The organism is Flavobacterium sp. RSSB_23 (assembly GCF_051547145.1).
In the GTDB taxonomy this organism is placed as follows: domain Bacteria; phylum Bacteroidota; class Bacteroidia; order Flavobacteriales; family Flavobacteriaceae; genus Flavobacterium.
In genome coordinates this window covers 17,298-29,173 of the sequence record NZ_JBPTTO010000012.1, presented here as the reverse complement: position 1 = coordinate 29,173, position 11,876 = coordinate 17,298, and the positions used below count along the sequence as shown (strand labels likewise).

Below are 11,876 nucleotides of genomic sequence, written 5' to 3'. Positions count from 1 at the left end.
AATTTGATGTAAAAACAGCCATAAACAACTTAAAAAACAAAAACAAGAAGATGAATTCTTTTATAGTTTAAACATCTTTTTATTGTTAAAAAATTAAAATAAATTATGAGTACTTATATTTTTTTTAACTTTACCTACGTTAACTGCATAAATACTAATTATTTAAACTACAAATTATGAAAAAATTACTTTTAGGAATGTTTTTTATGGGCGTATCACATTTTGCTAGTGCACAAGAAATTGGTGTTAGATTTGGAGATGTCACTGGTAATGATGTTGCAGTAGATGCTGTATTCTCTGCTGGTAAATTTAGCCGTATTCACGCAGATGTTTCTTTCGGCAACGGAGGAGTTGGTGTAGAAGCGCTATATGATTTTATCTACAGACCTCTTGGAGGAGAATCTTTTAATTGGTATTTAGGTGTTGGACCTTCTGCTTTTATTGGAGATGATTTCTTATTAGGCGCAAGTGGTGAAATTGGTCTTGAATACAAATTCAAAGGAGCTCCAATAGCCTTAGGTTTAGATTGGAGACCTACACTTTGGATTGTTGAAGACACTGACTTTCACGCAGGAGGATTCGGACTTAACTTAAGATATGTATTTTAATCTTTATCAAACCAATAAAAAAGGGAAGCAGTTTTGCTTCCCTTTTTTATTGGTATTTTTGAATTGCTCGCTGATAGAGATCTTCATATAAGGGCAAGATTTTCTTTATATCAAATTTTTCAGCAATACTTAAAGCATTTCTCTTAAATTTATTTAAAACATCATCATCTTTTAAAATTGCTAAGGCATTTTTAGCCATTTCATCAACATTGCCAACATCACTTAAAAAACCTGAAAAACCATCAAAATTGACTTCAGGCAAACCACCAGAATTACTAGAAATAACAGGTACAGAACAGGCCATAGCTTCAAGAGCTACTAATCCAAAACTTTCGGTTTGAGAAGGCAACAAAAACAAATCAGTAAGACACAAAATTTTATCAATTTCATTACTGTTCCCAAAAAAGATTACTTTGTCTTGAATTCCTAACTCAAAACAAAGTTCTTCGGCTTTTTCTTTTTCAGGCCCATCCCCAACCATCATTAATTTGGCAGGTATCTCTTTTTGAATTTTATAAAATATCTTAACAACATCAATAATTCTCTTTACTCCTCTAAAATTACTAATATGCGTAATTATTCTTTCATCAGCTGCCGCCATTACGGATCTATGACAAGGCGTATTTGGGTCTTTTTTTTCTTTATCTAAATCAATAAAATTAGGAATCACCTGAATTTCATTTTTAATAGAAAACAATTTAAGCGTATCCGCTTTTAGACTCTCAGAAACCGAGGTTACAAAATCAGATTTATTGATACTAAAAGTAACAGCCGGTTTGTAAAAAGGATGATTTCCAACCAAAGTAATATCAGTACCATGTAATGTAGTAACCATAGGTATGTTTATACCCTCGTCTTTAAGCATTTGTTTAGCCATATAACCTGCATAAGCATGAGGAATGGCATAATGTACATGAAGCACATCTATTTTATACAGCTTTACCATATCAACTAGCTTACTGGAAAGCGCAAGTTCATACGGCTGGTAATGAAATAATGGATATTCAGGAACATTCACTTGGTGGTAATGCACATTTGGATTTAAAAGTGCTAAACGAACTGGCTGACTATATGTTATGAAGTGAATTTCGTGTCCCCTTCTTGCTAGTTCAAGACCTAATTCTGTTGCTACAACACCACTTCCACCAAATGTGGGATAACAAACAATTGCTATTTTCATGTATTTATTTTAGGGTAACGAATTTACTCAAAAATGAGTTATTAAAAGTTAAGAAAAGTTAAAAATGAACTATAATTGTTCTTTACTTCTTTTCTTATTCAACCATTTATTGATTTTATAAGTTAGATAGGCTGAACCACTACCAACAAGAGCTCCAGCTATAACATCTGTAGGATAATGAACACCTAGATGCATTCTTGAATAGCCAACTGCAGATGCCCATACAAAAGATGGCGCAATAACATACCATTTGGGATAAGCCATACTCAAAGAGGTTGCTGTTGCAAAAGCAATTGACGTATGACCTGAAGGCATTGAATATCCGCCTGATGAAGTTAATTTTTCAATTTCAGGATAAGAAGTAGCGGGACGATCTCTTTTAATCGTTTCTTTTAAAGCAATCGTAATAAAAACAGAAGCTGCTACAGATTCCCCAACAAATAAAGCTTTTTGTCTTAATCCAGTATTGTTATCAATCAATCCAACCGTATAAAGAGTCAAAGGAATCCCAACACTAACTATTGCATAACTATTAGTAACGTGTTTAAAAGTAGCATCTAAATCTGCATTACGATTTACATTTATTGAACGCAGCGTATTGATATCAAAGTTTTGCGAAAATAAACGTGAGACGAATAGTAATAAAAAAAGAATGAAATATTTTTTTGCCATTTAGAAATGAGGAAAGGTTGAAAACAAAAAAACTAGATTACATTTAAAATAATCTAGTTTAAAATTTCTTTACTATTTTTTAGAAGAACCTGCTATGCCAACTATCTGCTGCTGGGACTTCCCACGATTCATTAAATTCTTGAATATTGTTGACTAAGTTGTTAAAAACAATGGTATTTTCAGTAACTGCTTTGTCTTTAACCATTTTTTTAAAATCGATTAAAGGTTTATGCGCAACGTGTTCACCTAATTTGAATGTAACATTCATCTTATCCAATAAATCTACGTCGTATTTCTTTTCTAAACTTTGGATGAATTCAACCGAGCTATCAATTGAACAACCCGTTGCAGCTTGAACTTCTTGGTTTACTGCAATAATTATAAAACGATTGTATTTTAAAAGATAAGATGACTCCAAACTTGTACCATGAGCGGCCCAATCTTTCAAAAAAGCTTGTAATGCTTCTTCTATTTCGGTCATTTCAGCATCAGAAAACTTTCTATTAGATTGATAAATCCATATTCTAGATTCCTCAGGTAAACTTTCAAAGGGTACGTACATAGTTTTGAATTAAATTCTTTTATAAATCTTGAGCATTAGCAATAAGTTCCGCAATGTCTAAAACTTTTACATCAGCTTCTTTTTCTTTATTTTTTATGCCATCAGTAAGCATCGTATTACAGAAAGGACAACCTGCTGCAATAATACTAGGTTGTACTTCTAAAGCATCCTCTGTTCTTTCGATGTTTACTTCTTTATTACCAGGCTCTGCATCTTTAAACATCTGAGCACCTCCAGCACCACAACATAATCCATTCGCTTTAGAACGTTTCATTTCTACTAATTCGGCGTCTAATTTTTGGATTAAATCTCTTGGTGCCTCATAAATTTGATTCGCTCTTCCCAAATAACAGGGATCGTGGAACGTGATTTTTTTACCTTTGAATTGACCTCCTTCAATTGTTAATCGTCCATCATCAAGTAAAGATTTTAAAAATTCAGTATGATGTACTACTTCGTAGTGACCACCCAATTCAGGATATTCATTTTTTAATGTATTAAAACAATGAGGACAAGCTGTTACGATTTTTTTAGCTTCGTATGCATTCAAGACCTCAATATTCATCATCGCTTGCATTTGAAACAAAAATTCATTTCCCGCTCTTTTAGCTGGATCTCCAGTACAACTTTCCTCTGTACCCAAAACAGCAAAAGAAACGTTAGATCGATTTAAAATTCTAACAAATGCTTTAGTTATTTTCTTGGCTCTATCGTCAAAACTTCCTGCACAACCTACCCAAAACAATACTTCTGGTTGTTTGCCTTGTGCTAACATTTCGGCCATTGTAGGCACTACTAAATTTTCTGACATTGTATATTGGTTATTAGTTAATGGGTTAAGTAACTAACCGATTAAAAATTTAAACTTTTATTATATTTCGTTTTTCCAGTTCAAACGGTCTTGTTGATTGTATTGCCAAGGAGCTCCGTTGTTTTCTATATTCGTCATCATTGCGTTCAAAGGCATTGGTGCAGCACTTTGCTCCATCACTAAATAACGACGCATATCTAAAATGATTGATAATGGGCTAATATTTACTGGACATTCTTCTACACAAGCATTACATGAAGTACATGCCCATAGTTCTTCGGCAGTAATATAATTATTCAAAAGCGAAACTGAATCTGGCACAAAAACACCTTTGTTTTTGTCAATATTCCTTCCAACTTCCTCTAAACGATCTCTTGTATCCATCATAATTTTACGAGGAGACAATTTCTTACCTGTTTGATTTGCTGGACATGAAGAAGTACAACGTCCACATTCTGTACAAGTATATGCATTCATTAACTGTACCCAATTCAAATCCATTACATCACTTGCGCCAAACTTACTTGGAGCAGCATTAGCATCTGCAGGTGCTGCAAAAGGATCTGCGTTTGGATCCATCATTAACTTCACTTCATTTGTAACCGAAGATAAATTATCAAATTGACCTTGAGGTTTTAAGTTGGCAAAATAAGTATTTGGGAAAGCTAAAAGAATATGTAAGTGTTTTGAAAAATATAAATAATTCATAAAAATCAAAATACCAACAATATGCAACCACCAAAAAGCTTCTGATAAAAGCATCACCAATTCATTAGACATTCCATTAAAAATAGGCTCAATAAATTGGCTTATAGGAAAAGATCCCGCTTTGATGAAATGAGAAAAACCTCCAGGTACTTGTTGTAAATGCAAATCAGATGCATTCATTAACAAAAACAAAGACATCAAAACTACTTCAAAATATAATATATAATTGGCGTCATTCTTAGGATATCCGTTCAAATCAGAACTTATAAAACGCTTTAAACGAATAATATTTCTTCTGGTCCAAAAAGTAAAAACAGCCAGCAATACTAAAACAGCTAAAATCTCAAAAGAACCAATAAGGAAATCGTAAGTTCCACCCAAAAAAGCAAAAACACGATGCGTACCAAATAACCCATCAATAATGATTTCTAATAATTCAATATTAATGATTATGAATCCAAGGTAAACAACAATATGTAAAATTCCAGCAACTGGTCTTTTTACCATTTTTGATTGTCCTAAGGCAATCATTGCCATATTTTTCCATCGCTCTTTAGGATTATCACTTCGGTCAACTGCGGTACCTAACTTAATGTTTCGAATGATTTTTTTGACATTCATAAAGAAATATCCAAAACCAATTGCCAAAACGATGGCGAACAATACATTGTCTAAAAAATTCATATAATTAATTATTAGCTTTTACTATTGAATCAGCAGCAGGAGCTACATAAGGTTTGTTTTTCTTTCCAAAGACAGAAACATTAACATATCTCGTAGGGTTCAAGCGAACATCTTGAAGTAACAATTCCAACTCTTTTGATGTTTTTGATAAATTAGCATATAGTGCTTCATCATTAAGTAATTTACCCATAGTTCCTTTTCCTGATTGCAAATTACTCATTAACTTGTCAACATTTGCCAAAGTTCTATTCAATTCTTTTACTGTTTTTCCTAAATCAGCTTTTTGTAAAGAATCTGAAATTTTAGAAAAATCACCAGAAACTTTATTGAAATTAGTTACTATGCCATTAATTTTAGACTTATTCGTATCTAAAATTCCATTAACACTAACCGAGGCTTTGTGAAATTGCTCCATAGTCTTACTCAATTCAGCTAAGCTGTTTTTCAAATCAGCTTGTCCTTTTTGATCTAAAACAGCATTGATTCCATTTATCATTTGATCAGCACTTACCAATAATTTTTCAATTTTTTGCTGAACAGGAACAAGTTTCTCACCCATACTTGCTGCCATACCTAATTCAATGTCACCTTTTATAGTTGCGCCATCTTCAATTAAGGTCTTATCATTAAAATTAGGACGAATAGCTATTTGCTTACCTCCTATCAATCCAGGCTCATAAATAACTGCAGTACTGGTTTTAGAAATTGGAAAATCTGTATTTATTTGCAATTCAACTTGTAGTTTCCCAGTAGTGTTATTAATAGTAATGCTAGCAACTTTACCAATTACTAATCCATTTAAAGTTACAGCAGAGGAAGGAGCAATCCCTTCTACATTACTATACTCAACAAAATAAGTCTTATAGTTAGTAAAAAGATCTCGGCCTTTTAAAAAGCTATAACCCCAAATAAATAATAAAATAGCAGTAATTACTATAATAGCTGTTTTGATTTCTCTTGTTAGTTTCAAAATATAAGATTTTGCGCAAAAATAATATAAAAATTTAACTTCAATGAATTATTTAATCGCTTCTTGAATGCTAATTTTCTTTCCATTTTTATAAGCTATCAAAAAAGCAGAATCATAGCCTTTTGCTTTAGCCGTTTTTAAATTTTCTTTGGCTACATTGTAGTCTGCGGTTTCACCATAAAAATATTTATACAAATTATTGTCACGCTCCATAGAAATAAAATTTAATCCTTTAAAATTCTTAGGTTGCAACTCTAATTGAATGTAACTAGCAGATAATTGCACTTTAAAAATTGTCCCTGTAGTTGGTAAGGTAGCAACCTTAGGAACCTCGTGAAAATCAGAAGTATCTTTAGGTTTTATAACCTCTTTTTTTTCGGTGGTATCTGCTTTAGGTGCTGGAAAGTTTTCAAAACCCTCACTTTCAAAAAATTCGGTCTTATATTTTAAAATCGCTTTAGCAATTGCTTGTGCTATATCATTTTGACCTTCTTCGGAAACCAAAATAGCACCCTCAGCTGGATTAGAAATAAATCCCATCTCTACCAAAACTCTCGGCATATAAGCTTTGTGTAAAACCATGTAAGGAGCTTGTTTTACTCCTCCTCCACGGATCTTTTTTCCCAAATTTTGAAATTCATCTTCAATGTTTGAAGCCAAAGAAATACTGTTGTCCAAATACTCCTCTTGCATCAAAGTCATTCCAATCATAGTCTCTGGAGAGTTAGGGTCAAAACCTTCATATTTTTGCTTGTAATCTTTTTCCAAAGTAATTACGGAGTTCTCTTTTTTAGCAGCTTCCAAGTTTGAGGCAATTTTAGTCATACCCATAACATAAGTTTCTGTACCATCAGCTGCTGTATTTCTATTGGCATTGCAATGTATAGAAACAAATATTGACGCTCTAGCTCTGTTAGCAATATTTGCTCGTTCTATTAAATCAATAAAAACATCCGTTTTTCGTGTATAAACTACTTCAACTTTTTTAGAATCTTCAAGAATTTTTCCAACCTTCAAAACTACAGCCAATGCTACATCTTTTTCAACTCGGCCGCTGTATTTTGCACCTGTATCATGACCTCCGTGTCCCGCATCTAAAGCCACACGAAAAACTTCCGATTGACTGTAAGAAAAAAAAGAAAAAAAGAAGAAGGTAATAATAAACATTACTTTTAGACAAATCTTCGTATTCATAAATTTAAAAGTTAATTTTTATTAGGAGGCGTCCGCTATAATTTTGTTAATTGATTATTTTTGCAAAAAAATATATGTAAGTTTGGTGCTTCAAAAAGTAAGCCATCATTTTTACAAAAATAGCATTAAAACCTTTGCATACAAACTTATTTAATATCGTTTTAATATCATTTTTTCTTACACTAGGAACTACTAGTGCTTATTCGCAAGATATAAAGAAAAAAAATACTACTATTCCTCCTAAAAAGGAAACCACAAAAGCAAAAGAAGACAAAACTAAAAACATAGTCCAAGTTCCAACTAAAGATTCAATCAAAGCGGACACGGTCAAAGTAAAAAAGGCTTTCTTGGAAGGAAAAGTGAGATACAAAGCTCATGATTATACCAAAATTGACCAAAAAAAGAAGCTAATTACACTTTATGACAAAGCCGAATTGTATTACCAAGACATTGAGTTAAAGTCTGGAATCATAGTTATGGATTATGAGAAAAATGAAGTATATGCTGGACGAATTAAAGATTCTACTGGCAAATACACGCAATATCCTAACTTCAAACAAGGTACTAATGTAGTTGAACCAGATTCGATACGTTTTAATTTTAAAACAAAAAAAGCCTTGATTTGGAATTCAAGAACTGATCAAGGAGAATTTAAAATTAAAGCTGCCATTACCAAAAAAGAAAATGATTCGGTTTATTTCTTAAAAGGAGCACGATTTTCTACCTCAAAAGATGTCGATAATCCTGAATACTATTTCCAAACCAATAAAGTAAAATTTATTCCTGGTAAAAAAGTTATTACTGGATTAACCAATATGGTCATTGCCGATGTACCAACACCAATTGGCCTTCCGTTTGCATACTTTCCAATGAGTAAAGAAACAAGCATTTCTGGTATTATTTTACCAAATTACAACGACTCTAATGCCCGTGGTTTTTCATTGCAAAATTTTGGATATTACTTTGCTTTAAGTGATCATTATGACTTAACGGTACTTGGTGATTACTATACCAACGGAAGTTACGGAATGCGCTTAGAGTCTAGCTATGCGAAACGATACAATTATAGAGGAAATTTTAATTTTAGATTTGAAAACCTAATCAACAGTGAAAGAGGTTATCCAGATTACTCCAAACAGACTATCTACAACATTCAATGGTCCCATTCCAAAGACTCTAAATCCAATCCGAATTCTACTTTCTCAGCCTCAGTAAACTTAGGTAGTAGTAAGTATTTCCAACAATCTATAAATGTCGTGAATTTAGGATCAAATCTAAACAACACATTGAGCTCTTCTGTTTCGTATTCCAAAACATTCAACTCTATACCACAAGTAAGAATGTCGCTATCCGCAACACATTCTCAAAACACTCAAACAAGCGAAATCAATATGACTTTACCTACGCTTCAGTTAAGTGTAGATAGAGTTTTTCCCTTTGCAAAAGGAGATGGAATCAAGAAAGGAATAATAAAAAACATCAATTTTCAATACAACTTAAACGGAAGAAATAGCTTTGTAACCACAGATTCATTATTCTTTAAACCTGAAATGTTTAAAAATGCTCAAGTGGGAATGCAACACAGTATTCCAATAAGCACCAACTTTAAGTTATTCAAATATTTTAGCGCTTCGGCTTCGGCTAATTACAACGAGGTTTGGTACTTAAAAACGATTAGAAGATTTTATGACTCCAACCAAAGTAAAGTCGTTGACGAAACCGTAAATGGTTTTGATGCATTCAGAACTTACACTCTATCAAGTAGCATTGGAACAACGATTTATGGTACTTTTAACTTTGGTAAAGACAAAAAAATAAAATCCATTCGACATGTCATGCGTCCTTCTATTTCGTATGGCTACACTCCTAGTTTTGAAAAGTACTACGATACCTATTCATCTGATGCAAGTGGCACTATGATAAAACCTTATACTCGTTTTGAAGGAGGAATTTATGGAGCACCTGGTCTTTCCAATTCTAACAATATTGGGTTTGATTTGAGCAACACTTTTGAAGCAAAAGTAACTGATAGTGATACTACAAAAGTTGAACCCAAAAAAATCATGTTGCTTAACAACTTAAACCTGTCAACCAGCTATGACCTTAATGCCGATGGCAAAACAACTTTAGCTTGGTCACCTGTTCGTGTGAGTGGAGGAACTCAATTGTTTAAAAACAAAATGAATGTGAATTTTGGAGCCACTCTAGATCCTTATGCTATTGACAACTCTGGAACCCGTATCAATATGTATAATATAAACAATGGAGGAAGTTTATTCAGGATGACTAGCGCCAATATGACTTTAAATTACTCTATTTCAAGTAGTGAATTTGATGACACTAAAAAAGAAGATGATCAAGTAAAAAGAAATGGTGGAAGAGAAGATGACTTATTTGGAAAAAGCAGGGATGTTCTAAATCAAAAAAGTCAATTTGACGACAAAGACGATTCCAAAGGAGAAGATGCTATTACGACATTTTTTAAGTCTAAATTGCCTTGGGATATGACTTTTGCTTACTCCTTAACCTACGGAAATAACAATCGTGAAAGGAAAATTATCAATAATTCCATAATGATTTCTGCTAATGCTGATTTAACCCCAAAATGGAAAGGTGGAATCTCTACAGGTTATGATTTTGTACAAAAAGGAGTAACTTTTACACAAATACGTTTTGAAAGAGATTTATTAAGCTGGAGAATGGATTTCAATTGGACACCTTTTGGTGACTATTCGAATTGGAATTTCTTCATCGGTATTAAATCAGGCGTATTAAGTGATATTAAGTGGAATAAACAACGAGTAAACGACAGAACCATACGATAACAACTTTTTTTATGAAAAAAATAATTTTTACAGACAAAGCACCTTCACCAATTGGACCTTATAATCAAGCCGTTTTAAAAGGTGATACATTATACACTTCTGGACAAATTGCCATTAATCCTGCAACTGGTGATTTAGTTACCGATTCTATCCAAGCAGAAACAGAACAAGTTATGCAAAATATGAAAGCGGTTTTAGAAGCAGCAAATATGACGTTTGAAAACGTAGTAAAAACTAGTATTTTCATCATGAATATGAATGATTTTGCAGCTATCAATGAGGTTTACGGTTCTTATTTTAACGAAAAAACCGCTCCAGCACGTGAAACGGTTCAAGTGGCATGTTTGCCAAAAAATGTAAATGTAGAAATATCTATGATTGCCGTGCTATAGCATTTAGCAACAACTGAGCGGTAGCTCCATTCGTAGCCAATGGCACATTGTGTACATCACAAACCCGAATCAACATATTAATATCTGCCTCGTGTGGGTGACTGGATAACGGGTCTTTAAAAAAAAGCACCATATTCGTTTTCCCTTCACCTACTCTACCGGCAATTTGAGCATCACCTCCAAGCGGTCCCGAAAGCATTTTTTTTACTTTGAAACCAGCTTCTTCAGCTTTCCCTCCAGTAGTTCCAGTTGCAATTAACTTAATATTTGAAGAATCAAGAATCGCTCTATTTTTTATTAAAAACTGAACCAATTCTGATTTCTTCCCATCGTGTGCAATGATAGCGATTTCCATTGTATTAACTATTAGCAACGTGATATGCAATTAAACCATCAATAGGTCTACGCAACACATTACCTAATTTCATTTCATACTTATCAAAAGTCACTTGTAATTCTTCTTTTAAATAAAAAGCAATAGATCCTACAAAATGAACAGGCACTTCTTGATAATTATCAAATTGCTTAATATAATTTTTCACGAAAGACTTCATTCCTTTGTAAATAATTTTTTTGCAGAATTCTTCTTCTTTATGCTTGATTAAAAACTTCGCAAATGTTGCCAAATATGCATTTGGATTAGGCTCTTTGTACAATTTGCTTTTAATAAAGTCTGGATCAACATTGTATTCTTTTTCAAATTCTTCTGCAATGTGTTTTGGCATTTTATTAAAATAGTACTTTCTAATTAACTCTTTACCAAAAACATTTCCACTACAATCATCCATGATAATGTACCCTAATGACTGTACTTTTTGATGCAATTTTTTTCCATCAAAATAACTACAATTTGAACCTGTTCCCAAGATGCTTACAATAGCTTCTTCTCCTTTTGGAGTAGTAGCATACACCGCCGCATAGGTATCCTCTTCAACTGATACAATTGCATTTGGAAAATAGTCTTGAAAAATAAGCGTTAATGACTCTTTCATTCGAGCTGTTCCGCAGCCAGCACCATAGAAAAATAAATGAGTTGCTGTTTTTTTGTTTTGTAAAATATCGAAACGATCATTCAAACGATCAATAATTTCGTGACCTTCTAAAATTTCAGGGTTTAATCCAAGCGTTTGGGTTGTAAATAGGACTTTTCCTTTGTCATCAATTGCAATCCAATCTGCTTTTGTTGAACCACTGTCTACTATTAATTTCATATACTTTTTTTTGAATTTGGTTTTATATACAAAAATACACAAGAAATGGATTAAACCTT

The 11,876-nt window shown here is 32.8% G+C and carries 12 protein-coding genes; 3 read left to right on the top strand and 9 right to left on the bottom strand.

Annotation, left to right across the window (positions count from 1 at the left end):
• The first annotated feature begins 176 nt into the window (after positions 1–176).
• Positions 177–608 (top strand): hypothetical protein, encoded by a 432-nt coding sequence (locus tag ACSVH9_RS14500; RefSeq protein WP_438064332.1) that lies wholly within the window; start codon positions 177–179, stop codon positions 606–608.
• A 46-nt stretch (positions 609–654) separates the two neighbouring features.
• Here the strand turns inward: ACSVH9_RS14500 and bshA are convergent, their stop codons facing one another.
• The 7 genes from bshA to ACSVH9_RS14465 form a co-directional block, all read right to left on the bottom strand.
• A complete protein-coding gene (gene bshA / locus ACSVH9_RS14495) occupies positions 655–1,788 on the bottom strand; it encodes an N-acetyl-alpha-D-glucosaminyl L-malate synthase BshA (RefSeq protein WP_438064331.1) in 1,134 nt (377 codons plus the stop codon).
• Between the two features lie 69 nt (positions 1,789–1,857).
• Complete coding sequence (locus ACSVH9_RS14490) at positions 1,858–2,460, bottom strand: phosphatase PAP2 family protein (RefSeq protein WP_438064330.1); 603 nt, start codon at positions 2,458–2,460, stop codon at positions 1,858–1,860.
• 79 nt (positions 2,461–2,539) lie between these two features.
• Entirely contained in the window at positions 2,540–3,022 is a 483-nt protein-coding gene (locus ACSVH9_RS14485; protein WP_438064329.1) for an ABC transporter ATPase, read from the bottom strand.
• Positions 3,023–3,041: 19 nt separating this feature from the next.
• Positions 3,042–3,833: a (Fe-S)-binding protein gene (locus ACSVH9_RS14480; RefSeq protein WP_159684482.1), complete on the bottom strand. Its 792-nt coding sequence runs from the start codon at positions 3,831–3,833 to the stop codon at positions 3,042–3,044.
• Positions 3,834–3,893: 60 nt separating this feature from the next.
• A complete protein-coding gene (locus ACSVH9_RS14475; protein WP_438064328.1) occupies positions 3,894–5,225 on the bottom strand; it encodes a 4Fe-4S dicluster domain-containing protein in 1,332 nt (443 codons plus the stop codon).
• A 4-nt stretch (positions 5,226–5,229) separates the two neighbouring features.
• Positions 5,230–6,195 carry an MlaD family protein gene (locus tag ACSVH9_RS14470; protein WP_438064327.1) on the bottom strand — a complete coding sequence of 322 codons (966 nt, stop codon included), beginning with the start codon at positions 6,193–6,195 and terminating at the stop codon, positions 5,230–5,232.
• A gap of 48 nt (positions 6,196–6,243) precedes the next feature.
• A complete protein-coding gene (locus ACSVH9_RS14465; RefSeq protein ID WP_438064326.1) occupies positions 6,244–7,389 on the bottom strand; it encodes an N-acetylmuramoyl-L-alanine amidase family protein in 1,146 nt (381 codons plus the stop codon).
• A 134-nt stretch (positions 7,390–7,523) separates the two neighbouring features.
• Between ACSVH9_RS14465 and ACSVH9_RS14460 the strand changes: the two genes are divergently transcribed.
• Both ACSVH9_RS14460 and ACSVH9_RS14455 read left to right on the top strand, forming a co-directional pair.
• A complete protein-coding gene (locus ACSVH9_RS14460) occupies positions 7,524–10,214 on the top strand; it encodes a putative LPS assembly protein LptD (protein ID WP_438064325.1) in 2,691 nt (896 codons plus the stop codon).
• An 11-nt stretch (positions 10,215–10,225) separates the two neighbouring features.
• The gene (locus ACSVH9_RS14455) at positions 10,226–10,606 is read left to right on the top strand and encodes a RidA family protein (RefSeq protein WP_438064324.1); all 381 of its coding nucleotides are present in this window, start codon (positions 10,226–10,228) and stop codon (positions 10,604–10,606) included.
• Here ACSVH9_RS14455 and ACSVH9_RS14450 read toward each other — a convergent pair.
• Both ACSVH9_RS14450 and ACSVH9_RS14445 read right to left on the bottom strand, forming a co-directional pair.
• Complete coding sequence (locus ACSVH9_RS14450; protein WP_438064323.1) at positions 10,587–10,961, bottom strand: methylglyoxal synthase; 375 nt, start codon at positions 10,959–10,961, stop codon at positions 10,587–10,589. The genes ACSVH9_RS14455 and ACSVH9_RS14450 overlap by 20 nt on opposite strands.
• Positions 10,962–10,965: 4 nt before the next feature.
• Positions 10,966–11,817 (bottom strand): N-acetylglucosamine kinase, encoded by an 852-nt coding sequence (locus tag ACSVH9_RS14445; protein WP_159684460.1) that lies wholly within the window; start codon positions 11,815–11,817, stop codon positions 10,966–10,968.
• Positions 11,818–11,876 lie beyond the last annotated feature (59 nt).